Source organism: Globicatella sanguinis (genome assembly GCF_002847845.2).
GTDB lineage: Bacteria > Bacillota > Bacilli > Lactobacillales > Aerococcaceae > Globicatella > Globicatella sanguinis.
The window spans coordinates 1,126,109-1,151,106 of record NZ_CP126962.1 but is presented as its reverse complement, the minus strand read 5'-3'; the positions used below and the strand labels follow the sequence as shown (position 1 = coordinate 1,151,106).

Sequence of the window (24,998 nt, the reverse complement as noted above, 5' to 3'; positions counted from 1 at the left end):
GAAACTTGGTAAAGCGCTTTACCAATTATTTATCAATATAAATTTATAACAAAATAAAGGTGGGAGCAAAATGAAAATAACGGTTATTGGCAGTATTTCAACAGATATCGTAGTGGAAGCAACAGTAGCTCCAGCAGTTGGTGAGACGATACAAGGGGATAAGTTATCTTTTTCATTTGGAGGAAAAGGTGCTAATCAAGCAGTCGCAGTTGCTCGTTTAGGTGTTGAAACGGAAATGATTGGTTCAGTCGGGAATGATGTCTTTGGCAATCAATTAATTGAAAATTTAGAAAATAATTCCATAAAAACAGAAAATGTAAAACAAGTTGATCAAAGTTCCGGAACGGCAATCATTCAACTAATTCAAGGTGATAATTCAATTATCTATATTCCAGGAGCTAATAATGAATTAACCGTTAAAGATATCGAAAATGCAAAGAGTACTTTGCAAGAAAGTCAATTAGTCATCATTCAAAATGAAGTGAAAGCTGAAGTGGTTCAAAACACCATAGACTTGTGTATGGAATTGAATACGCCACTATTGTATAATCCTGCGCCAGCCCGTCAACTTTCAGAAGATTATATCAAAAAGGTAACCTATTTAACACCGAATGAAACGGAGTTTAAAGTGCTTTTCCCAAATCAAAAGATGGAAGATGTTTTAGCCAAGTATCCTAACAAATTAGTGGTGACATTAGGAGACAAAGGAGCGGCTTATCACAATGGGGTAGAAGTGAAAATGGTTCCGTCATTTAAAGTAGATAAAGTGATTGATACGACAGGAGCGGGAGATTGTTTTAATGGTGCGTTTGCTGTTGCGACGGTAAAAGGGTTGACCATCGACCAAGCAATCAAGTTTGCGAATTTAGCCTCTTCGATTGCGATCCAGCGATTTGGAGCACAGTCAGGTAATCCTACTCTAAAAGAAATAAAGGAGCATCAATTTTATGAAAAAACATGGAATTTTGAATAGTGACATTAGTAAAGTATTAGCAGATTTAGGACATACCGATCAAATTACGATTGGGGATTGTGGCTTACCGGTTCCTAGCGATGTTAAGAAAATTGATGTATCGCTTAGCCAAGGTTTTCCAAAATTTATTGAGGTTTTAAAAGTAGTATTAGAGGATATGAAAATTGAAAAAGTGATCCTAGCAGAAGAAATCAAACAAAATAATGCGACTCAATTAGAAGCAATCGAGCTGCTTTTAGAAGATGAGATTGAAATAGAGTTTGTCTCTCACGAAGAATTTAAACAGCAAACTCAACAATCTAAAGCAGTCATTCGGACAGGTGAAATCACACCGTATTCAAATATTATCTTACAATCGAACGTCACATTTTAAATGAATATCACCGAAGGGAGTGTTGTTGTGTGCATGTTTTAATGAAGAATATTGAAAAATCATTTGGGGATAACAAAGTATTACATGATGCTCAGATTGAAATATTGCCTGGTGAGGTTCACGCCTTAATGGGTGAGAATGGGGCCGGAAAGTCCACTCTGATGAATATTTTGACAGGAGTTCATACACGTGATGCGGGGGAAATATTATTTGACGGAGAACCTAAAGATTTTTCAGGACCAAAGGAAGCTGAAGAGTTTGGTATTGCTTTTATTCATCAAGAATTGAATGTGTTAGTTGATATGACAGTTGAAGAAAATATGTATCTCAATAAGGAGATAAAAAATAAATTTGGCATATTAGACAAGAAAGCGATGAGAAACAAATGCCAAGAGCTATTAACATCTCTAGAAACTGGTATAAAGCCAACACAAGAAATGTCAGAACTATCTATCGGGCAACAACAAATGGTAGAGATAAGTAAAGCTTTAATGTCCAATGTAGAAGTTATTATCATGGATGAACCAACGGCGGCCTTGACAGATTCCGAAACGAAAAAATTATTTGAAGTCATTGAACAGTTAACCGCTAAAAATGTAGCGATAGTTTATATTTCACATAGAATGGAAGAAATTTTCCAAATTTCAGACCGTATTACAGTCATGCGTGATGGTCATTATATTGGAACAAAACAGACTAATGAAACCAATGAAAATGAATTAGTAAAAATGATGATAGGTCGTGAGTTAACGAATCGCTACCCGACTCGTGAAACCAATATTGGAGAAGTAGTTTTTGAAGTAAACGACTTAACGCTAGAAGACGAAAGTGTTCATAATGTTTCTTTTGATGTTAAAGCGGGCGAAATTTTAGGTTTTAGTGGTTTAATGGGATCCGGTCGGTCAGAAGTGATGCATGGTATCTTTGGTAGCAAAGCTTTAAAATCAGGTGAAATTTATATAAATGGACGTCAAGAAAAAATTGATAATCCATTAAAAGCAATTGATTTAGGACTGGGATTTGTAACTGAGGACCGAAAGAGTGAAGGTTTATTACTTGAAAAAAGTATCAGGGAGAATTTAACCGTTACTAATTTCAAGGAATTAGCCCCTAAAGGTTTTATAAATGAGAACGCTGAAAAAGAGATGGCAAATTCGGCAGTTCAAATGTTTAAGATTAAAACTTTTAATACCGAAACTGAAACAGGTAACTTGAGTGGAGGTAATCAACAAAAAGTCGTTATGGCAAAATGGGTGCTGACTAATCCTAAAATTTTAATATTAGATGAACCAACACGTGGAGTTGACGTGGGGGCAAAAGAAGAAATTTATCAAATTATGAATGATTTAACAAAACAGGGAATCGCTATTATCATGGTTTCATCAGACTTACCTGAAGTGATTGGGATGAGTGATCGAGTTGCAGTAATGCGCGAAGGTGAATTAAAAGCAATCATTAATAAAGAACAAATTTCAGAGGAAAATATAATGACTATAGCAACAGGAGGAACGATATAATGGCTGAAACAACAAAAAAACAAGTAAAATTACATGAATTAGGTGCAATAATTGCCTTAATTGTTTTGGTTGCTGGGATTTCAATTATTAGTCCAGAATTTAGAACGTTTGGTAATATTTTAAATCTCTTAAGACAAGCCTCTATTAATGCTTTAATTGCATTTGGGATGACAGCTGTTATTTTAACTGGTGGTATCGATCTTGGGGTAGGTCCAATTTTAGCGTTAACCGGAACCGTAACAGCAGGTATGATTGTCAATCTTGGTATACCTGTTCCTATAGCGTTACTCATTGCAATTGTTTTAGGGATCGTCTTAGGATTAGTGGGAGGTATTTTAGTAGGTAAAACAAAGTTACAGCCTTTTATTGCTACTTTAATTACTCAGACGGTTTATAGAGGATTGACCTTAATTTATACAGATGGACGACCAATTTCTGGTATTACAAAACCAGAATATGTTGGTGCTCCGATGATTGAATTTATAGGACGGGGTAAATTATTTGGGATTCCAGCGCCTATTATCATCATGTTAATTGCTTTTATTGCGATGTATATCTTATTAAATAAAACAGCACTTGGACGAAAAATTTATGCTGTTGGATCAAATGAAAAAACATCGATGTTAGCAGGGATCGATATCGCTCGAATTAAGATTTTTGTTTATTCTTTATCAGGTTTAATGGCAACTCTTGCAGGATTAATTTTAATTTCTAGATTGAACTCTGCGCAACCTACTTTAGGAGTAGGTTATGAATTAGATGCGATTGCTGCAACAGCTATTGGTGGAACAAGTATGGAAGGAGGACGTGGTAAAATAACCGGAACTTTTATTGGTGTGTTAATTATTGCGGTGTTAAGTAATGGTATGAACATTTTAGGTATTAATTCTTATCTACAAGATATTGTTAAAGGTTTAGTTATATTATTTGCCGTTTTATCAGATAGAAAAAAATAATATTTGGAGGAAATTAAAATGAAATTAATTAAAAAATTAGCCACAGGATTATTAGCAGCAGGAATGTTATTAAATGGATTTGGAATGAGTGCGACAAATGTAACAGCAGAAGAAGTCGAAGGAAAAATAGGATTTTCAATTTCAACATTAAATAACCCATTCTTTGTATCAATTGCGGATGGAGCTGAAGAGAAAGCGAAAGAGTTGGGTGTGGATATTTCAATCGTTGATGCTGGAAATGATCCTGCTAAGCAGTCAACGGATATTGAAGATTTGATTTCATCAGGAATTAAAGTATTAATTGTAAACCCAGAAGATTCAGCCTCAGTAGGACCATCTGTTCAAATGGCGATTGATGCAGGAATTAAAGTTATTTCAGTGGATAGAATTGTTGAAGGTGCTGACGTAGATGCTTATATTGGAACTGATAACGTAAAAGCAGCGGAATCAGTTGGGGAATATATGTTAGAAAACTTAACAGAGGATGATGAAGTAGCAGTTTTAGAAGGGGTACCTGGAGCTTCTTCTGCAATTGACCGTAAAGAAGGATTAATGAATGCTTTAGATGGAAAAGTAAACATTGTTTCTTCACAAACAGCAAATTATGATCGTACTGAAGGTATGACTGTTACAGAAAATATTTTACAAGCAAATCCTAATTTAAAAGTTATTTTTGCTTCGAATGATGAAATGGCTTTAGGAGCGATTGAAGCGGTAAATGCTTTTGGAAAAGTACCGGGAGAAGATATTTTAGTTACCGGTTTTGATGCAACAGATGATGCTAAACAAGCAGTTAAAGATGGGACAATGGTAGTGACTGTAGAACAAAAACCATTAGATATGGGGAAATTAGCAGTCGAAACTGCTGTTAAAATGCTTAAAGGAGAAACTGTAGAGAAAGAAATTCCGACAGATGTAACATTATTAGATAAAGAGAGTGTTGAAGAATCTGAATAATCTATTTGTTTTATTAAATTATTGTAGATAGATGGAGGATGGACGATGAGTTCTAAAGAAATAGCAGCAGAAATAGTTTCTGCTGTTGGCAAAACTAATATAAAAGAAGTGACACATTGTGCCACACGCATACGGTTTAATGTTGAGAATAAAAAAATGATCGCCAAATCCAATATAGAAGCATTGGATGTTGTGAAAGGAACTTTAATATTAAATAATCAGTTTCAAGTATTTATTGAGTTATCAGAAATACAATCGATCTATGATGCGATACTTGAAATTGTACAATAATCTTAATATTAAATCATAAATTACAATGAGTATGAGACTGGGCAGAAAAATTGTTCCAGTCTCTTATCATTATTGTGAGGTTAAGCGGTCTTAAAATGGGAGTGGGCAAGAAGTAGAAAATGAGCGGGTTTTTATTTTGTCTGCCTACTGTTGCGTAAGTCTCAAATGAGTTATTAAGACGCAGTTTGACGCTACGCAACTAGTGCATTTATAATTAAAGAACGAAAATTTGACTGAATTTAACGGGTTATATTCCCAGTTCTTTTTTTCATTCCTGTTCGTATAGTATAATTGTAATTTTTTTAGTTTAATATTATTATAAGGGGTAAATAAAAGTGCATTTTAAATGAATAAATTAGTTTGGGGTGGGTAAATTGAAAGTGACATTGAAAGAAGTGGCAGCAAAGGCCGGAGTTTCTCCAACGACTGTTTCACTTGTGTTGAATAATCGTCCGAATAGGGTCTCAAAAGTAAATAAGGATAAAATATTTCGTATAGCAAAAGAATTAAATTATGTTCCCAACCAAGTGGCTAGAAGCTTAGCTACCAATCGCACCAATTTAATAGGTTTAATTATTCCAAATATTGAAAATCCATTTTTCGCTGGCATCGCAATGGAAATTGAGCAACAATTGACACGACGTAATTATGTGACAGTCATTATGAATTCGAACGATAGCAATGAAACACAACAGCATATTATTTCTAAGCTAAATGGGATTAATATCGATGGCCTCATTATTGTGCATGCAAATGGGTTCTTTTATGAAAATTCATTAATTCAGATCCAACGAGCAAGCTATGATGTGCCGACGATTCATTTAGACCGTTATTTAGAAAAAGTTGAAACACCGCAAGTCTATTATGATAATGAAAAAGGAAGTTATTTATCTACTAAATATTTAATTGATTTAGGTCATCGAAAGATTGGTAACTTAGGTGCTAATATGACTTTAGTTAACAGTTTACATCGTTCAAACGGGTATTTAAGAGCATTGCGAGAATTTGATATCTTACCTGAAGAAGAGTGGTATGTAGAGACAAAAATTACCTTTGAAGATGGTTATCGAAACGCGGATAAAATCTTGGAACAAAAAGAGCTCACAGCAGTAGTTTGTGCTAATGATTTAGTCGCATTAGGTTTTATGAGACGCGCACAAGAATTAAAGATTCGAGTGCCTGAAGATATTTCAGTAGTCGGCTATGATAATATTGAGTATAATAAATTCTCAGTAAAAGCATTAACTTCTGTTGAACAAAATCCTAATCAATTAGCACTGGTTGCGATAGATAAATTATTGAAAGAAATTGAAGGACAAGACTCCAATAAAGAGTTTAACAATGATGTTGTTCTAGAACCGAAATTAATCATTGGTGAAACCACCAGAGCAATTTAGGAAGTGGACAACCAGTAGAAAATCGAATGGTTTTTCCTTCTTCTTTCCATCCCCCGTAAAGTTGGGAGCGAGCAACAGTAGAAAATCATTTCATTTTCTACTGCTTGCCCACTCCCACAGATAGTCGGATAGTTTTATAACGCGTGTTCAATATGTTATATTAAAATTGTAGTACGATTTAAAACAACACAAGGAGGACAAAATGAAAAGATTTTTAGTGTTTTTAGCCGATGGATTTGAAGAAATTGAAGCATTGACTCCCGTTGACTATTTAAGAAGAGCTGGCATTGAAGTAGATACCGTCTCGATTACCGATGATCTCAAGGTAACAGGTTCTCACCAGATTCCTGTTTTAGCAGACAAATTGTTAAGTGACATTAATCCAGAAGATTATGTAGGTTTATATTTACCAGGAGGATTGCCAGGAGCAACTAATCTACGAGATAATGAAGCGGTCATTGAACTTGTGCAACAATTTAATCAAGAAGAAAAATTGGTTACAGCAATTTGTGCAGCTCCAATTGTTTTAGAAAAAGCGGGTGTTATTGAAGGTAAAAATGTGACCAGTTTCCCTAGTTTTAAAGAGGACTTGACGACAGCTAAAGAATATATTGAGGACCATCTTGTCGTGGAAGATGGCAATATAATTACCGGTCGTGGTGCTGCTATCGCCATCTATCAATCTTTTAAAATTGTAGAAACCTTATTAGGCCTTGAGGCGGTAGAAAAGTTAAAAGAAGGTATTCAACAACATAAAGCGGAAGAGTTTTACGGGTTTAAAGCTTAATTGCTAGTAAAACAGTTCAACGTAGTTTTAACCATTGACACAGTATAAAAGCCTTAAAGATAGGTTGGCTAAGCCGACACTTGTCTTTAAGGCGTTTTTTATTTTCTATACATGGATTTTATACGCTAATCGATCACATTATCAAATAGAGTATTAAACGTATCATTCCGGCCATTACCATTACATGGATCGGATTCGCTTTGTATTTACGTAAGAGTGCCAGTGCTGCGATAAATAGAAATAAGCCTATCCAATCAAGATTGAAGCTATCTTTTGGTAGTCTTTGTTGACCAAAGATGGCCATATTAAATAATGATAAACCAGCTGAAGCAATCATTGCGATGACAGCAGGACGCAAACCTGCCAGGGCCCCATTGACTAATGAAAAACCTCGATAGCGATAATATAAAAATGCTAAACTCATCACGATGATGCTTGAAGGCAATACACATCCAAAGGTGGCCACAAGTGCACCCGGGATTCCTGCCACTTGAATCCCGACAAAGGTGGCAGAATTAATAGCAATCGGTCCTGGTGTCATTTCCGTAATCGTCATAATATCAGCAAATTGCGTCATCGTCAGCCATTGATGCAGTTCAACGGTCTGATCTTGAATAAGCGGCATCGCAGCATAGCCACCTCCGATACTAAATAAGCCAATTTGAAAAAATGACCAAAATAGTTCTAAAAAAATCATTATATTTCACCATCCTGTCTGCGCATACGGTACCAACTATCAAGAGCTCCGATTAAGGCACAAATGACAATGATTAACAGAATGTTAAGTCGTAAATACCTTGAAGCGATAAAGGTTAATACCATGACAATAAGGGGTAACAAGCGTTTTTCATTCATCAACTGTTGACCCATGCGCCAAACCACGTCAATAATGACGGCTGCTACTCCTGCTAACATCCCTCTCATAATAATTCCTACATAAAGGTTATCACGAAAAGCTTGGTAAAATATTGAAATAATCGAAATAATGATTAAAGGGGGGAGGACGGTCCCAATTAAGGACACCAAGGCTCCTAAAAGGCCACCGACACGATAGCCTACTAAGATAGCAGCATTAACCGCAATAGCCCCCGGAGAAGATTGTGCGATCACCGTTAAGTCGACCATCTCCTCTTCTTCAATCCAATGCAATTCTTCAACGAATCGTTTTCGCATTAAAGGGATAATGACAAAACCTCCGCCAAAGGTAAAGGCTGATAATTTCAAGGTAGACGTAAATAAGAGAAAATAGTCTCGTTTAGTAAAAGGTTTCAAGTTAATTCCTCATTTCTTATGCAAATGATGTTCACTCTTCTAAAATATCATAAATGGAGCTAATTATTAAGGGAAACCTATTTATAATCCTAAAAATAGGAACCACAAGATAAACTGTTACGTCCATTTTTATGAGCGTGTACAATAGGGAGAAAAGCTTATATGCCAATAGATATTTCTTTTGCCCGATTATTCTGGTTATTCGGAGTGCAGTAGTAGATTGCGAGCCCTTTTCATTTTTTATTGAATTTTTACCTGTCTAGGAAATGTGCTAATATCATTCTTAATGATGATAGGTGTTGGTGTTGTAGATGTAGGGAATGAAATTATTGGTTTATTGATAGCCTACCAAGTGTTTGTAAGAAAATTCAATTTAACAGATGAAAAAGCGCTCGAAATGAGTCAGATTTTACAAAGATAATAAAACCAAAACTACAAAAAACTCCTCGCGCAATTTGTGCGAAGAGTGTATAAGTTTAATCTGGGTAAATGTACTCAAGCCATTGAATATAGATTTGGATAAATAAAGAGGTTGGGATTGTTTCTTCGATTTCGCCAAGAGTATCCTCAATCGTCGTGTGATCTTGGTTTAACGTTATTTGATAGACATTACCCGCAAAGCTTTTTTCATTATCAATGTTATCAAGAAACTCAATGATAGTTTGCGTAATAATATCATCAAAACTAGCACCTTCAACTTGAAGGAAGGAATCGACTAATGAATAGTGAGGGTCATCTTCAAAGACGACATGGTATCTCTCTTTTCTTTTTTCAAAATGGTACATAATTTATCCTACCTTTCATATATCGGGAATGCGGAAATGATTTTATCATCATTAGTGAGATACATTTGAATCTTGATGCCTTGGCTTACACCTTCGAAAATATTACCACTTATATGTTCGCTATTTTCATAAGCTTCATTGATTGCGTCAACGACTTCTTGTGGCGTCCACTCTTGCGGAAAAAATGAAGAATAGGCTTTTTTAGGTTCTCCATCAATCGTGATTTTAGCACGGTAGACACCATGACGGTCCGTTTTGGAGCGTGTGCTTTCTATGATTGTAACATCAGGAGCTAAGCCTTCGTAATGATAGCCGGTCGCTTTACCCTCACGATTAATGGAACCAAAGAAGATATGTTCAAGCCCATTTTTTATAAAAATATGGGTCCTTTTTAAATCGTCGGTATCGAATGTTTCAGGATTGAACTCAGTCTGGTTTTGTATTGATGTCCGTGCATTTTTTTGACTTTCTTCAGTAGTAACAGTGGGATTATTAAGCTCATGGTCTGGTATAGCAACATTCGAATGATTGCCACAAGCAACGAGTAATAAAGTTATCAGGGTTATTAGCAAGTATTTGAAGATTTTTTTCATAGATATCCTCCTTGAATGAGTTTATTATACTGAGTATACAGCTCGAATTCAATTAACTCATAATAAATGTTAATTTATTTACTATTTGATAAGATTTAGGTAGAATAGATTTATTACTAAAACGAATATTATTGATAGGTGAAAAAATGAAGATTAAACAAACATTTGATATGACTGAAATTTCAGGTCAGTTTCATAAATTAATTGGTGTCACCCAAGTCTTAGTCGATGAGGATGATTTTGTCTATGTCCAAGTTAAAATGGAAGAAAAGCATACGAATCCTATAGGGATTGCTCATGGTGGTTTTCTATTTACACTTTGTGATGTCGCTGCTGGGGCTAGAATGGCGTATATTAAGCAAAATTCAGTTACCTTAGATAGTACTATAAATTACTATAAACCGGGTAAAGTGGGAGATACCCTAACCGCTAAAGTAATTCCCCGTAGAGAAGGACGTCATACCTCTATCTATCTAGTGGAAGTTCGTAATCAAGACGATGTCTTACTAGTGGATATGATGGCGACAATGTACCATATTGATTAACATTTTAAACAAGCAATGATTGACGAATGCTTAATTGTCTCGCTCAAAATCATTGCTTTTTTGTTTTCGTTTTTTTCTTTATATAGTTTTGTTATAAGCTTGGAAAACCTTACATTAATAATCAAAGATGGGTATAATATTACTATTGGCATAAGTATATGCCGCTAATATTTTAATGTAAGTTGGAAGGAAGTTTGTAAAATGACAGAAGGACAATATGGTGCACCTGATCATGTAAAAAAATTAGAAATTTTTAACACTATTGAGCTAGAAGATTTAGCGAAAGAAGTAGTACCTCATGGTGGTTTTGACTACCTAGCAGGAGGATCTGGTGATGAGTTTACCTTAAGACGTAATGTAGAATCTTTTAATTTTAAAGGGATAGTACCCCGAGTAGCTGCGGATGTAGAGTTTCCAGAGACTCGTACTAAAATCTTTGAACATGAATTAAAAGTACCTTATATAATGGCACCAATTGCGGCTCATGGGTTAGCGCATCAATCCAAAGAAGCGGGGACTGCAAGAGGGATTCGTGAATTTGGTGGTTCTTTAATGTCAATTTCTGCTTATTCAGGAGCAACTTTTGAGGAAATTGATGAAGGATTACAAGACACACCTCGTTGGTTCCAAATTTACATGTCTAAAGATGATCAATTAAATAAAAGCATTTTAGATGAAGCGAAAGCAGATGGCGCGACTGCGATTATTTTAACCGCAGATGCGACGGTTGGGGGTAATCGCCATCGTGATGAGAAAAATCATTTCGTCTATCCATTTAGTATGCCGATTGTTGCACGTTACCTAACAGGTACAGGGAAAGATATGTCATTAAATAATATTTATGGACAGTCAAAACAAAAAATTACGATGGATGACATTCGTTTCATCAAAGAGTATTCAGGTTTACCTGTTTTCTTAAAAGGTGTTCAAGCGCCTGAAGATGCAGAAGCTGCCATTCAAGCGGGGGCTGATGGTATTTGGGTATCTACACATGGTGGTCGTCAATTAGATGGTGCACCTGGATCATTTGAAATGCTACCAGCGATTGCTAAAGTTGTCAATAAAAGAGTGCCAATTGTGTTTGACTCAGGTATTCGTCGTGGAGAACATATCTTTAAAGCCTTAGCTAGCGGAGCGGATATCGTTGCAATCGGTCGTCCAGTGTTATTTGGATTAGCTCTTGGCGGTTGGCAAGGGGTACAATCTGTTTTTGAATATTTTGAAAGAGATTTAAAACGTGTGATGCAATTAGCAGGAACACAAACAATTGAAGATATTAAAAACACTCAATTAATTGATTTAAGATAATATATATATTCAGTTTAGAGGAGCTTAATGGCGAGTCTAAACTGAATTTTTTATTTGAGAATTCTTTGAGATTGTGTAGATGGGATCCTTTAAAGAGATTCAAATAAGAGTGCCATAGAACGATGATGTGCTTAGAGCAAAGCTTTTTAACAGATTATTAAGCACAGGCTGTGCATCAACTTGATAAATTCGGTTTTAAAAGTCAACTTAGAAATTCCGATTTGTCTCACTTACAAATCATGGAGTAATGGGTGGTAAGGAATGCGATTGATTTGTTATAATGCAATTGAAACATAATACTCTTGTTACCAAAGGAGAATGTGATGACAGACTTTATTAAACCTTTTGGACCTAACCATTTGTTATATATAGGCATTGTTATAATGGTTGGGTTTTTACTGTTTACAAACATACTATTTGTTCGCAAGCATCGTGACCAGATTAGTATGATGGTTTTAATTATCAGTATGATTCAACAATGTATCTTATATGGTTATTATTTATTGTTTTTTAAATTTGAACTATCAGAATCTTTGCCTTTACATATCAGTCGTATTAATAGCATTTTAGGTATTATCTATTTAACGACCAAAAGCAAGTTAGTCATTAGAATTTTATCTTTTACGGGTGCTTTCGCGCTATTAAGTTTTCTTTATCCTAGTCGGGTGCAAAGTATTACCCATCCATTAGGGATTAGTTTTTTGGTGAACCATATTATTACACTATTGTTACCTTTCTTTACGATGGTGGTATATGATTTTCGGATTCAAAAAGCGGATAAACAATTACCATTTATTTTGATGATAGTTTATATGATGATGGTTTATGTTATTAATCCTATCGTAAACGGCAATTATTTTTATTTAGTGAAACGCCCATTCGCTTTTTTAAATGGAATGGCTGATAGTTTATATTTAATCCTTTGTGCGGTCGTGACTTTCGCATTATTCTCGGTGGCAGAAATTTGTTACAATCGACTAAGTGAGTATTTAACGAATCGGCAATTTTCCTAGAAAGGAATGAAGCTACTATCTTTATACCTTGAATAAGGGGCGGTGGTCTTTTGTTCGAGGTTTTTTAATACTAATGGTGAGGTAGCTTAAAAATTTAAATAAAAACCATAAACGCGTTTCTGAGCCGAATTCAGAATGACTTGCTTTTACTTATATTGATTGATTGAATACTTCTTAAAAATATTCCCTGATGATCGTTTAGTCTAAGAACAGCGTGATGATGTTTGCTTTTACTATCTAAAAATCATCGCTGTAACAGGGGAAAGTTTGGTATAATGAGAGTATTAGGTGTGGAAAGGGATAGAGAGATGACCAAGAGAAACTATCGTTACATCGGCTTTTTGCTAGCAATTTTATTAATGTTAGGCGTTCACCCGTGCGCCGTCAGGGCAGAAGTGAGCGATGAATATTTAGGTTACACAACAACGGCTAAGACGAATGCCAGTCTAGCACAATTATTTACTGTTAAGTCTTTTAATGTTTATGATGGTGATACCGCGGACTTTATTTTAGAACGCCAAATAGAACCAAGTATTAAAGCAAGATTTTTATTAATGGATGCTCCTGAAATCAGAGGAGGCGTACCATACAGTAAGGCGGCACGCAAGCGAGTCAATCAATTATTTGAAGAAGCTAAATTAATTCAAATTGAATATGAAGGTCCCGAAAAGGATAAATATCAACGTGATTTAGTGCATGTTTGGGTGGATGGGCATCTCTTATCAGAAATTCTAGTTAGAGAAGGTTACGCTATTGCGCGATACATCCATCAGTATTTACCTAATAGTCAATATGTAAAAGCTATTTATGAAGCACAAGAAAAAGCAAAATACGAAGGATTAAGGGTTTGGGTGGATGGAGATTTGGAGTTTATTAACAAAGCTGAATATGAACTTCAAGCCAACCATTCAGCTGGTTCTGCCAATGAAGTAGAGACCGTTTATTATCGAAACTGTAAGGAAGTTTGGCAAGCTGGTAAGGCTCCGATTAGGAAGGGCGATCCTGGTTTTCGTCCCCAATTTGATGGTGATAAAGACGGGATTGGTTGTGAGGTTCCTCAGTAATCATCAAGTATTTAAATAAAAAGTATCCTCTAGTTTGAGCAATACCAAGATTATACAAAGCTGTAATCTGGTTCGACTCAAAGTTTGAGGATACTTATTTTGTTATACCAATAGACTAGATTTCAATCCGAGTCCAATTACCTTGTTTGAAACGATGGCGTAATAAAATAAAACGCGAGAATTGGTCGGATAAAATCCCAATCCAAATACCATAAAGTCCTAAATTAAAGATATTAACTAATATGAGTGTAACACCCGTACGAATTAGGGTAACCGATATAATGCCTGCAATAAGTGTATAGCGAACGTCGCCCCCGGCTCTTAAACATCCGCCATAAACAAGTTGGGAGATTTGTAACAGCACAATGACCATGACAAAACGGGTAATAATCGCCCCTTCATCAATGAGGGCAGGTTCATTAAAATAAAGCCCCATTAAATTTTTACCAAAAGCAAATAAGAATAATGATAAAGCTAATGACATGACTAAACCAATCCGTTGACAGATATGGCCTAATTTAATGGCTTTATCGTGGTCTTGACGACCTAAAGCTCTACCGGCTAAGGCAACGGCAGCTACTTGCATTCCATCACCGAATGAAAAGCCGAGACTTAGTAAGTTCATACCGGCATTGTGAATGGCAAAGGCATTGGTTCCGAGTTTTGCGGCTGTGACCGCGGTGGCTACAAACCCAATGCGCATCATCAGATTTTCAACGGCCATATTAGAGCCTAAACCAAAGATCATCTTAACAGTCTTCTTTTGCATTTTGACTTTGTATTTTAAAATATATTTAATTTGGATTAAACTATCAGGACTATAGAGTGAACGAATACTCATCAACATGGCCACAAAGGTACCTAATACGGTGGCAATGGCTGCCCCTTGAATTCCTAAAGCAGGGAACCCCAATTTACCATTAATAAGTAAATAATTGAAAATAATATTAACGATTGATGAGGTGACATTGGTAAAGAAGGCAATTCGGGTATTGCCACTTCCACGTTGCGCAGCATTAATCACCATGGCGATGACATTAAAAATCATTCCACCCATAATAATCCGTAAGTAATTAACAGAGGCTTGATGGGTTTCGTGATTGCTACCGGTTAAGTGCATAATATCATCAGCGAAATATAAGAAAATAACGGTAATAATTAAACTAGCTGCTACTGTTAAACATAACGCTGTCAGGAAAACTTCGTTGGCTCCTCGTTTATCTTCTTGTCCGCGTCTCCTTGCAACTAATGATGATACGGCGATGTTAATAGCAAAAAAGACAGTTAATCCAATTAGTTTGGGTTGAGTTGTTAAACCAACTGCTGCAATCGCAAAACTTCCTAATTCACCGACCATCATCGTATCGATCATCGCTGCCAATGAAATAAAGAAGCTTTCTAATACAGAAGGCCAAGCCATTGAAATGGCTGTTTTATAATGTGCTTTATCTTTCATAATATCCTTTCTATTTTTTTCAGTTACTAAACTACTAGTAATATGATAGTACTTTACGCAGTAATTATCTAGTCTTTTTGCTTATAAACTTAACATGATTAATTAATTTGTTATTTTCCTTCAAAACACATCGTTATTGAATCAGCTTATTTTGTGATATGATAAGACTACTGAAAAAATGAATGAAGGTAGGGTCTTAACATGACAACATTTAAAGGTGAATTAGTAACGATCATCGGTAATCAATTAAAAGTAGGAGAACAGTTACCTGATTTTTCTCTTGTAAATCCTGACCTAATGAAGCAATCTTTAGCTGACTTTGAAGGAAAGAAAAAAGTTTTAAGTATTGTGCCTTCGGTCGACACGGGGATTTGTGATGCCCAAACAAGACAGTTTAACCAAGCCTTATCTGATATGGAGAATACAGTGGTTATAACGGTTTCTTGTGATTTACCTTTTGCTCAAAAACGTTGGTGTGGTGCTTCAGGCATTGAGAATGCTTTGTTATTATCTGATTATTATGATCGATCATTCGGAAAAGCTTATGGTGTCTTGATGGAGGAGTGGCATTTATTGGCTCGTGCGGTTATTGTAGCCAATGAACAGAATGAAATTACTTATGTTGAGTATTTAGATAATGTTAATAGCCATCCTGATTACGAGGCAGCTATCAACGTTGTTAAAGATTTGGCTTAAGGAGGATTTTATGGAGTGGCTTTTTTGGATTGCCCTTGTCTTTTTAGTATTATTCATCATTGCCTATGGGACTATTTCGCTACATTTTTCAAAAAATATTGCAAAACCTAAAATCTCATCATTAGAAAAAGAAATGGCATGGGAAAAGGAACATCATTTATGGGGGAATTTTGATGATTATGATAAAACGGCTTATACGGTTAAGGGTTATCAAGATTATTCATTACATGTCGTCTTAGTGAAAGCGGCAGTGCCATCGGATAAATATGTGATTATTTCTCATGGTTATACAGCGAATCGCTACGGTGCGGTAAAGTATTTAGATGCATACCGTTCACAAGGGTTTAATGTCATTATTTATGATGTGCGCGGACATGGCGACAATGAAAAAACGCCGGTTTCATTAGGGAATTTTGAAGCTAAAGATTTACTGGCATTGATTGAAGATACCTATCAGCGCTATGGTGATGATATTTATTTAGGCTTACATGGTGAATCGATGGGCAGCTCGATTTCCTTAAATGTCTTAGCGTATCGACCTAAAATTCAATTTGTGGTGGCCGATTGTGGGTTTACCAATTTATATGAATTGATTGCGAGTTTATATCGTCAACATAAAGTGGGGCTATTAATCTATGGAGTCAATTTTATGATGAAATTAACACAAGGTTTCGATATGAAAGCGACCAGTGCAGTTGATGCTTTAAGAGAAAATGAAGTCCCAATCATGTTTATTCACGGTAAAAATGATACCTTTATCTTGCCAGAACATAGTGAGCATTTAGCAGCGGCTAATCATGGTAAAAGTGTGGTTCACCTCATTGACCGAGCAACCCATGCCGGTTCCAGACAAACGATTGGAATAAAAGCCTATACTAAATTAATCGAGAACTTTTTACAAACAATCTAAGAAATAGGAAATAAATAGTAGTGCATGCAAGGATGTATCTGAGTTTGTTGATGATTATCGGCGAGAGAAGGAATGATATTCGGATTGAGTGTATTCTCTTCGAGAAAAAATTAGCTAGTTGCTCCAAAGGCGATAAGATGCGTTGTTTTGAAAAAAGCAAGAATTGGCTGTCTCTTAAATAACAATAATCGTTATATGTAAGAGAGAGTAGACATCAACTCGATAAAATCATTCAGAATATTTTGCGTTAATTATAAGCGCCAACCTGCGTCTTAACAAGGTTAGGCCTAAATTTGAAATGATCAATCAAGTTATTGCTCGGTAATTAAAAGCGCAGTGGTTGAGTGGTCTCAAACTTCGTCTTAATGAGGTTTGGTATAAATTTGATAAAATCAATAAAGTGATTGCTCGATAATAATAGCACAGTGGTTGAGTGGCATCAAACTGCGTGTTAAGCTAGCTGAGAATAATCTTGACCAATTCACTCAGATTATTGCTCGATAAATAAAAACGCAGTGGTTGAGTGGTCTCAAACTGCGTCTTAATGAGATTGATCATAAAATTGAAAAATTTAGTCAAATTAGTGCTTATAAATTCAAAGCGCAGTGGTTGAGTGGCATCAAACTGCGTCTTAATGACTTGTTTGATACCTACTCAACTGTGCGGGGGTAGGCCGACGAAGCGAAAATCATTCGATTTTCTACTTCTGGTCTACTCCCAACTGTGCGGGGGTGGACAGACGAAGCGGAAATTATCTAATTTTCTGCTTCTTGCCCACTCTTTTTTTGTATATTGAAGTTTATACACGAAAATGGAATTCTTGACTTTTTTGGTGGAAAATCTCTTTTGATTGTTCAATAAATTGTTCGGTATATGAGGGAATAGGTTTGTCTCTCAAATAATAAAGTACAAACTGGACTTTAAAACAATCGTCTTCCAGAGAGAAGATATTACAATTATTAAAACTAACGGTATTCATACCGGTAATGGGGACCAAAGTATTGCCGTAGCCTTTTCTAACTAAGCCAATAGCGGTATATAAATTACTGGTTTCGTACATTAGGTTTAAATTCATATCTTCTTTAAAGTACACATCATTTATTTGCCGGCGCAAACTAAACTTTTCGGGCAATAAAATCAGAGGTAAATTATTGAGCTGACGAGTAGGAAAAGGTTCTTCAACTAATTGATTATCATATTGTGGGTCATAGAGTGCACTATTTTTGGAAACCACTAAATATAATTGATCCGTATATAAAACTTCCTGAACAAAGTCATTTTCGTCTTGAACGCTTAGACCAATGACGATATCAAGTGTTTGATTTTTAAGCATTTGATTAAGACGCGTGGTTGAAAATTCATAAAATTCAAATTTGATATGAGGGAAATACTGATTAAAAATTTGATAAACCGTTGGTAATAAGGCTGAAGCTAAGGTGTGATTAACACCTACACGAATTAGGCCGTGTTTTTCTTGGGCTACTAACGACAAATCGGCTAACATTTTCTTTTCTATTTGTTCAATTTGATTCAAATAATTTAAATAAACCTGCCCAGCGTAAGTAATACTCATCGAGCGATAATTGCGCTTAAATAAAGCAGTGCCAATTTTATCTTCGGATTCTTTTAACAATTTTGATAAATAAGGTTGAGTGACAAATAATTTGTCGGCTGCAGCGGTCATGTTACCTGCTTCCATAATGGTTTGAATTAATTCTTTATCCGTAATACTGCTCATGGGTGCAACTCCTCTATTATAACTTATTGGTTATTTTAAAACGAGATTAACATTTGAAATTTTCTTTAAACCTATTGTACTATATCAATTTAGTTATGGGAAGCGTATACAAAATATTATTTAATTTATGTTATAAAACTTGATATGATAAAGATAACAAATAAACAGTAGAGGAAAAGTGCATATGGAAATATTAGGTATTATTGGAATTTTTATTGCAATTATCGCGATTATTTGGATGTCGGTTAAAGGAATGCACATCGCAGTGGCAGCGCCTTTAGCAACATTGATTGTCATTTTAACAAGTCGAATGAATATCTTTGAATTCATGGTTGGTAAAGAGCATTCTTATATGACAGGATTGGCTGGTTTTCTAATTAATAACTTCGCCATCTTCTTATTGGGAGCGGTATTAGCTCAATATATTGAAAAGAGTAATGCAACCTTATCTATCGCAAACTTTGTTTTGAAACTGGTTGGGCGAGATAATCCCTTTTATGTCATGTTGGCTTTTGCTTTAATTGCGGCAATTTTAACTTATGGAGGGGTAAGCTTATATGTCGTCATGTTTGCTTTAATCCCATTAGCTAAGCCGATTTTTAAAGAATTAGATGTGAGTTGGAAATTATTGCCGATTCCGTTATTTTTAGGGATGGCGACCGTCACGATGTCGATGTTACCCGGAGCGCCCTCAGTGCAAAATGCGGTGCCGACTTCGGTTATTGGCACGACTTTAACAGCAGCGCCCCTCCTATCTTTAATTGGTGCAGCGGCAGCTTTAGCTTATGGCGTTTTATACTTATACCTTCAATTAAAAGCCTCTAAAGCCAAGGGTGAAGGATTCTATAGTTATTCAGCCGGAGAAGCTGAACGTCAAGCAGATGAATTATCTAGTAAGCAAGAAGTTCAAATTGATGAAACGAAATTACCGTCGATTTTATTATCTGTTTTACCATTAGTGACTTTAATTATCATCATCATGTTGTTTTCGAAAGTAGACCATATTATTTTAATCGCTTTAACGGTGGCGATTGTGATGTCATCAATTATTTTTAGACCCTATATTAAAGAACAAATGCCATTATTAAATGCGGGAGCGAATGGTTCCATTGGGTCAGCGTTTGCGACTTCATCTTCTGTTGCTTTTGGATCGGTCTTAACTGCGTCACCTGCTTTTGCGATTATTCAACATGCGATTACGAGTATACCTGGAAGTCCGTTAATTGGTTTATCGGTGGCAGCTGCATTATTAAGTGCAGTAACCGGTTCGGCTTCAGGTTCGTTAGGCATTGTGATGAATAGTATTGCCGGAGATTATATTGCGAATGGTTTAAATCCTGAATTAGTACACCGAATTGCTGTAGTAGCGGCCGCTGTTACGACCTCGATGCCACATTCAGGTGTGAATATTACTTATAATAACTTAGCCGGCACCACCATTAAAGATGGGTTTATCCATCAAGTATTTATTGTAGGGGGCTGTCATCTAGTTGCCTTAATCGTGATGATTTTAGTAAGTAATATTTTATATTAGTTGGGTGTCTTATTTTTTCTTACATAGACTTGAGTTAGCCATATCTAACTTGGGTCTTTTTTTGTTCGTATTTAGGCAGCATGAAACGTATGATATAGACTTTTGTGACTGGTGGTTACTAAGTTAATTTTATTAACAAAAAATAGTTCAAGTTAATTCTAATCATTATGATGTCATAAGTAATTGAGAGGACAAATTGAACGGCAACAAAACACGAACGATTACAAAGGCTAATATGTAAGATACTGAAAATGCCCTTGTAAAAACGAAATATAAAAACTAGAATGGCATATGTAGTTTGTAAAATAAGGAGTAGAAAAATGAAAATTTTTAAAGGAAATATATTTAGTGCCCCTGAATTTGGAGAGCTAATTTATGGGGAAAATCAATTAATTGTCGTCAATGACGAAGGTTATATTGAGTCTATTTACGACCCTGAAAAAGATAAGGAACAATATCAACACATTTTGTCCATAGCACAAGAAGATGACTCGTTGGTAGAGTTTGATTCTCAGCATGTATTGTTACCAGGGTTTATCGATTTACATATTCATGCGCCACAATGGGCACAAGCTGGTATTGCCTTAGATGAGCCTTTAAATGTCTGGTTGGATGAATGTACCTTTCCACTTGAAGGTAAATATCAAGATGTAAACTTTGCCACCCTAGTTTATCAGGATTTAGTTCGTAATTTATTAGCACATGGCACCACAACTGCATTATACTTTGCGACTATTCACCGTGAAGCATCCTATAAATTAGCGGAAATTTGTGCGGAATTAGGACAAAGAGGATTAATTGGTAAAGTCGTGATGGATAAAAAAGACTCATGTCCGGATTACTATCGTGACGAAACGACAGAAGTAGCTTTAGCTGAAACAGAGTTATTTATTCAACAGGTGCAAGCACTAAATGAAGATACATATCAAGGCGTATATCCAGTCGTGACACCTCGTTTTATACCTAGTTGTACGGATGAAGCATTAAAGGGTTTGGGTGAATTAGCGCAGAAATATGATGTTCATGTGCAATCGCATTGTAGTGAAGGTCAATGGGAACATGATACTGTTTTCGAACGTTATGGAAAATCAGATACTGAAGCGTTAAGAGATTTTAACCTATTAGGGAAGAAGTCCGTTATGGCTCATGCACCTTACCTAAGTGATCATGATTGTCAAATTTATCATGAAACTCAAACGGCCATTGCTCATTGCCCGATTTCCAATGCTTATTTTGCTAATGGAGTATTACCGGTTAAAAGTTTCCATCAAAAAGGGGTTGAAATAGGTTTAGGTAGTGATATTTCCGGTGGATTTTCACCTAGTTTATATGACAATTTAAAACAAGCGGTTATGTCTTCTAGAATGTTAGAAGATGGAGTGGATGTGCAATTGCCGTTTGAAACAAGAGGCAAAAAAGATAGCCGTATTACGATGACTGAAGCTTTTTATTTAGCGACTAAAGCGGGTGGACGAGCGTTAGACTTACCTATTGGAGCCTTTGAACCTGGGATGGCCTGTGACTTCCAAGTTATCGATTTACAAGCCACAACGCACCCATTACCAGATTTCGGTGTCTTTAATGAACCAGAACAATTATTACACCGCATTTTATATTTAGCCAACACTGAAAATATTAAAGAAGTCTATGTTCAAAGCAAACTTGTACATAGTAGAGGATAGGAGAATGACGATTAATGGAAACGACACAAAAATTAACAATTGGACCAAATGAACCGATTTCAATTAAACAATCCTTATTTTTAGGCTTACAACACGTTTTAGCAATGGATGTCTATGTTGTACCTTTTATTATAGTAACAGCGGTAAGTGCCCCCTGTTGAACAAGCGACCGCTTTAATTCAATCATGTTTTTTAGGTGCAGGGATTGCTTCTTTAATCCAAGTGTTGTTTTTCTTAAAATTACCAGTGTGTCAGGGACCTTCTTTTGTGCCAGTTGGGGCAATCATTGGTCTTTATTTCGGGAATGGTAACTTCAACAATGTTTTTGGTGCCAGCCTAGTGGGAGGCTTAATCTTGGCGATTTTGGGTGCTACCGGAATCATTAAGAAAGTGATTGCCGAATATATTCCGCGTATTGTTTCAGGGACAATTATTATGATTGTTGGTTTATCTTTGTTACCAGCTGCTTTCAACTCTAATATTTATGTACAAAGTGACATTTTAAGTATGCATCAAAATATTTTATTAGCTACTATTTCTGGTAGTTTATTGATTATTTTTTCAATGATAGGTTATTATGCTCCTAAAACAGGTAACTTACTACGTATTGGATCGGTTATTTTTGCGATTGCGATTGGAACAATAGTAGCTGCTTTAATGGGAGGTTATAATTTTGATAGTGTTATGAGTGCCGGTTGGTTTACGAGACCGATGGTTGCATTTGTGGATTATCCATTAGGATTTGATTTATCTTCTATTCTTACAATGTTAATCATTTATTTAGTATTAACAGCCGAAACAACAGGAACTTGGTATGCGGTAAGTAGTGTTATCGATGAACCTATTACTGATCATCAATTAAATATGGGGATTATAGGTGAAGGGATTGGCTGTATGATTGCGGCCTTAGTCGGTGCGACACCAGTGACTGGTTACTCAACTAATGCAGGGATTATCTCAGTAACAGGAGTAGCAAGTAAACGAGTATTCGTTGGCGCATCGATTTGGTTTATTATTTTATCATTTTTAGGAAAATTCTCTGCATTAATTAATTCGATTCCTTCTTCTGTTATTGGCGGTATTTTTTCGGTCGTGACAATGATTATTTTATTAGCTGGATTTAAAGTGATTAAAGAAGAACCTTTTGACGAAAGACAAACCTATATTGTCGGTTTGCCAATTATTGTGGCAATGGGATTGATTTTCTTACCCGTCGAAGTGAAACAATCGGCACCTACAATGATTCAATATTTATTGGATTCGCCCATTGCGATTAGTGCGATTATTTCAATGCTTATGAATAAATTATTGCCAGAAATTTAAAAGAATCAGTTCTAATGGCTGAATGTAAAGGTCATTAAAGCTGGGAGTGGGCAAGAAGTAGAAATCAGTTGATTTTCGCTTCGTAGGCCTACCCCCGCACAGTTGAGTAGGACTCAAACAAGTCGAAAGACGCAGGTTGAGGCCACTCAACCACTGCGCTTGAATTAAATAGATATGACTGAATAGAATTTAAAAAGGTTTTGCTCAGCCTCTTGAGAGTAGCGCATAAAATCAGACAGCGCAAAGAAAATTTTCTCAAAACCTAAATCAATTTCATGAAAACCAGAAGCGAGTATTGTAAATGTTTTGTAAATAACTTGTCAAGCAGCTTTGGATTGTGCTATGATGGAATCACGAAGAGAAATTATTCTCAGGTGGTTACCATAATTCTCACTAAAAAAGAGTCTTGTACGTTATGGTAGTTCTTATCTGATAGCAGCAGTTTCGAAGTAGAAGGGTGCCTGATGTGGGATCTATTCGAAGAAATTGTATGAATCAGAGTTCTTACAAGAAAGAATTTTCAAACAAAAAAAGCATCAACAACCATCAGATTGTACAGCACGGAGTTTGTATTCCGGCCAAGGCAGTCTTTTTTTGTGGCCAAAAATGCAAACCTCTGAGTGATAAGACAAAAAGAGGGAAAGATGAAAATAGCAGTAAGAAAAAATAAGTCGTTGTTTACTAAAGTCAATAAAGTGTATCGTCAAAGTATAAGCGTTGCACAACGTAGTTATAATTTGACGTTAAAACGTTTGATTGAGTGGTTAGAATTATCATGGGCTGATATCGGGATGATTTTTCTCGGTAACTTGATTATGTGTTTTGCGATTGTCAACATTCATATTCCAGCCAAAATCACCGAAGGGGGCGTTATTGGGTTATCAATTGTCCTATCAAAATTAACTCATTTGAGTCCCGGCATTATTAATCTGCCGATTGATATTTTATTATATGGTTTGGGCGTCTTATTATTAAAAGAAGGTTTCTTTAAAAAAGCCATCTTTTCAACATTGATTTATGTCCTAATGTATTCCTTAGTAGAAGCAGTCGGTCCGGTATTACCTTCATTAGAACATTTACCAGTGGTAGCAGCCATTTTAGGTGGTTTATTATTAGGGATTGGTTGTGGATTGGTAGTATCACGCGGATGTGTAGCAGGGGGCGATGACTGTTATGCCTTAATTATATCGAATCGTACGCCAATTTCATTAGGAAAAGCTTATTTCTTAGCCGACATATTGGTCTTAACATTGTCGGTGATCTTATATATGCCGCTGGTCAATGGTTTAATTTCACTATTAACGACCTTTATTTCATCCTTTATCATCGGTCAATTTGAAGTAGAAATTCCAACGGTGAAAGTAGAAGTAAGTCGTGTTAAACAAGCATAAAAAGTATAGCGAAAAATCACTTTGTGGTGGTTTTTCGCTTTTTTTATTTTTTGAAAAAGGCTCTAGATTTTTGTGGCGTGTTTATGTAACCTGTGTATGTCATTTGGACGGAATCTAATTTGTGTCCTGTTTTCTTGCGTCTTTATGTTAGAATAAAAGTAATTCATAAGGAGCGGATAAGATGGATGTAAGAAAGTTTTTAGAAATTCTATCAGTTGCTGAGCGCTTAAAAGATACGACGCACCATTGTTATACCTCTAAGGGGCGACATGAGAGCGTGGCCGAACATACTTGGATGATGTCGTTAATGGCTTTCTTTTTAAGAGATGAGTTTCCTGATATAAAAGTTACAATAAGATTACCCAATTTGTTGCACGTAACTTTCCCCAGTTACAAAAACAATTGAGGTAATCTTTTTTGATATAATTATTCCATTA

Annotated in this window: 24 protein-coding genes and 1 pseudogene; 19 read left to right on the top strand and 6 right to left on the bottom strand. The window is 35.8% G+C overall.

Translation table 11 applies throughout. From position 1 onward, the window contains the following. The first annotated feature begins 70 nt into the window (after positions 1–70). From rbsK to CYJ72_RS04945, 8 genes are all read left to right on the top strand, one after another. Positions 71–973: a ribokinase gene (gene rbsK / locus CYJ72_RS04980; RefSeq protein ID WP_284630813.1), complete on the top strand. Its 903-nt coding sequence runs from the start codon at positions 71–73 to the stop codon at positions 971–973. Further along, positions 948–1,346, top strand: a complete 399-nt coding sequence (gene rbsD / locus CYJ72_RS04975; RefSeq protein WP_066125485.1) for a D-ribose pyranase — start codon at positions 948–950, stop codon at positions 1,344–1,346. Before rbsK ends, rbsD begins: the two co-directional genes overlap by 26 nt. A gap of 29 nt (positions 1,347–1,375) precedes the next feature. Next, complete coding sequence (locus tag CYJ72_RS04970) at positions 1,376–2,863, top strand: sugar ABC transporter ATP-binding protein (RefSeq protein WP_101814048.1); 1,488 nt, start codon at positions 1,376–1,378, stop codon at positions 2,861–2,863. Beyond that, the gene (locus tag CYJ72_RS04965) at positions 2,863–3,819 is read left to right on the top strand and encodes an ABC transporter permease (protein ID WP_066125489.1); all 957 of its coding nucleotides are present in this window, start codon (positions 2,863–2,865) and stop codon (positions 3,817–3,819) included. The genes CYJ72_RS04970 and CYJ72_RS04965 overlap by 1 nt, the downstream gene beginning before the upstream one ends. 18 nt (positions 3,820–3,837) lie before the next feature. Beyond that, positions 3,838–4,776 (top strand): substrate-binding domain-containing protein, encoded by a 939-nt coding sequence (locus tag CYJ72_RS04960; RefSeq protein ID WP_066125491.1) that lies wholly within the window; start codon positions 3,838–3,840, stop codon positions 4,774–4,776. Positions 4,777–4,821: 45 nt separating this feature from the next. Next, entirely contained in the window at positions 4,822–5,067 is a 246-nt protein-coding gene (locus tag CYJ72_RS04955) for a PTS sugar transporter subunit IIB (protein ID WP_066125493.1), read from the top strand. Positions 5,068–5,447: 380 nt separating this feature from the next. Next, the gene (locus CYJ72_RS04950) at positions 5,448–6,464 is read left to right on the top strand and encodes a LacI family DNA-binding transcriptional regulator (RefSeq protein WP_284630884.1); all 1,017 of its coding nucleotides are present in this window, start codon (positions 5,448–5,450) and stop codon (positions 6,462–6,464) included. Between the two features lie 202 nt (positions 6,465–6,666). After that, on the top strand, positions 6,667–7,251 hold the full coding sequence (locus tag CYJ72_RS04945; protein ID WP_101814050.1) for a DJ-1 family glyoxalase III: 585 nt from the start codon (positions 6,667–6,669) through the stop codon (positions 7,249–7,251). 133 nt (positions 7,252–7,384) lie between these two features. Here the strand turns inward: CYJ72_RS04945 and CYJ72_RS04940 are convergent, their stop codons facing one another. The 4 genes from CYJ72_RS04940 to CYJ72_RS04925 all read right to left on the bottom strand — a co-directional run bounded on the left by CYJ72_RS04940 (position 7,385) and on the right by CYJ72_RS04925 (position 9,901). Further along, positions 7,385–7,948, bottom strand: coding sequence for a chromate transporter (locus CYJ72_RS04940; protein ID WP_066125497.1), 564 nt, complete (start codon positions 7,946–7,948; stop codon positions 7,385–7,387). Continuing rightward, positions 7,948–8,523, bottom strand: a complete 576-nt coding sequence (locus CYJ72_RS04935) for a chromate transporter (protein ID WP_174519397.1) — start codon at positions 8,521–8,523, stop codon at positions 7,948–7,950. The genes CYJ72_RS04940 and CYJ72_RS04935 overlap by 1 nt, the downstream gene beginning before the upstream one ends. Before the next feature lie 476 nt (positions 8,524–8,999). Beyond that, entirely contained in the window at positions 9,000–9,308 is a 309-nt protein-coding gene (locus CYJ72_RS04930; RefSeq protein WP_101813905.1) for a hypothetical protein, read from the bottom strand. An 8-nt stretch (positions 9,309–9,316) separates the two neighbouring features. Continuing rightward, positions 9,317–9,901, bottom strand: coding sequence for an EndoU domain-containing protein (locus CYJ72_RS04925; protein WP_284630812.1), 585 nt, complete (start codon positions 9,899–9,901; stop codon positions 9,317–9,319). Between the two features lie 146 nt (positions 9,902–10,047). Here CYJ72_RS04925 and CYJ72_RS04920 point away from each other — a divergent pair, with 146 nt between their 5' ends. From CYJ72_RS04920 to CYJ72_RS04905, 4 genes are all read left to right on the top strand, one after another. Beyond that, positions 10,048–10,446: a PaaI family thioesterase gene (locus tag CYJ72_RS04920; RefSeq protein WP_101813907.1), complete on the top strand. Its 399-nt coding sequence runs from the start codon at positions 10,048–10,050 to the stop codon at positions 10,444–10,446. Between the two features lie 201 nt (positions 10,447–10,647). Then, entirely contained in the window at positions 10,648–11,754 is a 1,107-nt protein-coding gene (locus tag CYJ72_RS04915; protein ID WP_066125508.1) for a lactate oxidase, read from the top strand. Between the two features lie 323 nt (positions 11,755–12,077). Further along, positions 12,078–12,767 carry a TMEM164-related integral membrane acyltransferase gene (locus CYJ72_RS04910; RefSeq protein ID WP_101813908.1) on the top strand — a complete coding sequence of 230 codons (690 nt, stop codon included), beginning with the start codon at positions 12,078–12,080 and terminating at the stop codon, positions 12,765–12,767. A gap of 308 nt (positions 12,768–13,075) precedes the next feature. Further along, on the top strand, positions 13,076–13,831 hold the full coding sequence (locus CYJ72_RS04905; protein ID WP_180764847.1) for a thermonuclease family protein: 756 nt from the start codon (positions 13,076–13,078) through the stop codon (positions 13,829–13,831). Positions 13,832–13,946: 115 nt separating this feature from the next. Here CYJ72_RS04905 and CYJ72_RS04900 read toward each other — a convergent pair whose 3' ends face one another. Further along, positions 13,947–15,287, bottom strand: coding sequence for an MATE family efflux transporter (locus tag CYJ72_RS04900; RefSeq protein ID WP_284630811.1), 1,341 nt, complete (start codon positions 15,285–15,287; stop codon positions 13,947–13,949). A 201-nt stretch (positions 15,288–15,488) separates the two neighbouring features. Here CYJ72_RS04900 and tpx point away from each other — a divergent pair, with 201 nt between their 5' ends. Both tpx and CYJ72_RS04890 read left to right on the top strand, forming a co-directional pair. Next, complete coding sequence (tpx, locus tag CYJ72_RS04895) at positions 15,489–15,983, top strand: thiol peroxidase (protein ID WP_101813911.1); 495 nt, start codon at positions 15,489–15,491, stop codon at positions 15,981–15,983. Between the two features lie 10 nt (positions 15,984–15,993). Next, positions 15,994–16,893 carry an alpha/beta hydrolase gene (locus tag CYJ72_RS04890; RefSeq protein ID WP_101813912.1) on the top strand — a complete coding sequence of 300 codons (900 nt, stop codon included), beginning with the start codon at positions 15,994–15,996 and terminating at the stop codon, positions 16,891–16,893. 799 nt (positions 16,894–17,692) lie between these two features. Here CYJ72_RS04890 and CYJ72_RS04885 read toward each other — a convergent pair. After that, positions 17,693–18,631 (bottom strand): LysR family transcriptional regulator, encoded by a 939-nt coding sequence (locus CYJ72_RS04885; protein WP_284630810.1) that lies wholly within the window; start codon positions 18,629–18,631, stop codon positions 17,693–17,695. Positions 18,632–18,815: 184 nt separating this feature from the next. Between CYJ72_RS04885 and CYJ72_RS04880 the strand changes: the two genes are divergently transcribed. The 5 genes and pseudogenes from CYJ72_RS04880 to CYJ72_RS04860 all read left to right on the top strand — a co-directional run bounded on the left by CYJ72_RS04880 (position 18,816) and on the right by CYJ72_RS04860 (position 24,967). Next, positions 18,816–20,165 carry a GntP family permease gene (locus CYJ72_RS04880; RefSeq protein ID WP_284630809.1) on the top strand — a complete coding sequence of 450 codons (1,350 nt, stop codon included), beginning with the start codon at positions 18,816–18,818 and terminating at the stop codon, positions 20,163–20,165. A gap of 320 nt (positions 20,166–20,485) precedes the next feature. Next, positions 20,486–21,847 (top strand): guanine deaminase, encoded by a 1,362-nt coding sequence (guaD, locus tag CYJ72_RS04875; protein ID WP_284630808.1) that lies wholly within the window; start codon positions 20,486–20,488, stop codon positions 21,845–21,847. Between the two features lie 14 nt (positions 21,848–21,861). Continuing rightward, positions 21,862–23,170 (top strand): annotated as a pseudogene (locus CYJ72_RS04870) (uracil-xanthine permease family protein). Positions 23,171–23,814: 644 nt separating this feature from the next. Beyond that, a complete protein-coding gene (locus CYJ72_RS04865) occupies positions 23,815–24,561 on the top strand; it encodes a DUF6198 family protein (protein WP_245631262.1) in 747 nt (248 codons plus the stop codon). A 181-nt stretch (positions 24,562–24,742) separates the two neighbouring features. Then, the gene (locus CYJ72_RS04860) at positions 24,743–24,967 is read left to right on the top strand and encodes an HD domain-containing protein (RefSeq protein WP_284630807.1); all 225 of its coding nucleotides are present in this window, start codon (positions 24,743–24,745) and stop codon (positions 24,965–24,967) included. Positions 24,968–24,998 lie beyond the last annotated feature (31 nt).

Coding starts and splice junctions, on each gene's coding strand:
- rbsK (WP_284630813.1), top strand. CDS start 71: ATGAAAATAACGGTTATTGGCAGTATTTCAACAGATATCGTAGTGGAA.
- rbsD (WP_066125485.1), top strand. CDS start 948: ATGAAAAAACATGGAATTTTGAATAGTGACATTAGTAAAGTATTAGCA.
- CYJ72_RS04965 (WP_066125489.1), top strand. CDS start 2,863: ATGGCTGAAACAACAAAAAAACAAGTAAAATTACATGAATTAGGTGCA.
- CYJ72_RS04960 (WP_066125491.1), top strand. CDS start 3,838: ATGAAATTAATTAAAAAATTAGCCACAGGATTATTAGCAGCAGGAATG.
- CYJ72_RS04955 (WP_066125493.1), top strand. CDS start 4,822: ATGAGTTCTAAAGAAATAGCAGCAGAAATAGTTTCTGCTGTTGGCAAA.
- CYJ72_RS04945 (WP_101814050.1), top strand. CDS start 6,667: ATGAAAAGATTTTTAGTGTTTTTAGCCGATGGATTTGAAGAAATTGAA.
- CYJ72_RS04940 (WP_066125497.1), bottom strand. CDS start 7,948: ATGATTTTTTTAGAACTATTTTGGTCATTTTTTCAAATTGGCTTATTT.
- CYJ72_RS04930 (WP_101813905.1), bottom strand. CDS start 9,308: ATGTACCATTTTGAAAAAAGAAAAGAGAGATACCATGTCGTCTTTGAA.
- CYJ72_RS04925 (WP_284630812.1), bottom strand. CDS start 9,901: ATGAAAAAAATCTTCAAATACTTGCTAATAACCCTGATAACTTTATTA.
- CYJ72_RS04920 (WP_101813907.1), top strand. CDS start 10,048: ATGAAGATTAAACAAACATTTGATATGACTGAAATTTCAGGTCAGTTT.
- CYJ72_RS04915 (WP_066125508.1), top strand. CDS start 10,648: ATGACAGAAGGACAATATGGTGCACCTGATCATGTAAAAAAATTAGAA.
- CYJ72_RS04910 (WP_101813908.1), top strand. CDS start 12,078: ATGACAGACTTTATTAAACCTTTTGGACCTAACCATTTGTTATATATA.
- CYJ72_RS04905 (WP_180764847.1), top strand. CDS start 13,076: ATGACCAAGAGAAACTATCGTTACATCGGCTTTTTGCTAGCAATTTTA.
- CYJ72_RS04900 (WP_284630811.1), bottom strand. CDS start 15,287: ATGAAAGATAAAGCACATTATAAAACAGCCATTTCAATGGCTTGGCCT.
- tpx (WP_101813911.1), top strand. CDS start 15,489: ATGACAACATTTAAAGGTGAATTAGTAACGATCATCGGTAATCAATTA.
- CYJ72_RS04890 (WP_101813912.1), top strand. CDS start 15,994: ATGGAGTGGCTTTTTTGGATTGCCCTTGTCTTTTTAGTATTATTCATC.
- CYJ72_RS04885 (WP_284630810.1), bottom strand. CDS start 18,631: ATGAGCAGTATTACGGATAAAGAATTAATTCAAACCATTATGGAAGCA.
- CYJ72_RS04880 (WP_284630809.1), top strand. CDS start 18,816: ATGGAAATATTAGGTATTATTGGAATTTTTATTGCAATTATCGCGATT.
- guaD (WP_284630808.1), top strand. CDS start 20,486: ATGAAAATTTTTAAAGGAAATATATTTAGTGCCCCTGAATTTGGAGAG.
- CYJ72_RS04865 (WP_245631262.1), top strand. CDS start 23,815: ATGAAAATAGCAGTAAGAAAAAATAAGTCGTTGTTTACTAAAGTCAAT.
- CYJ72_RS04860 (WP_284630807.1), top strand. CDS start 24,743: ATGGATGTAAGAAAGTTTTTAGAAATTCTATCAGTTGCTGAGCGCTTA.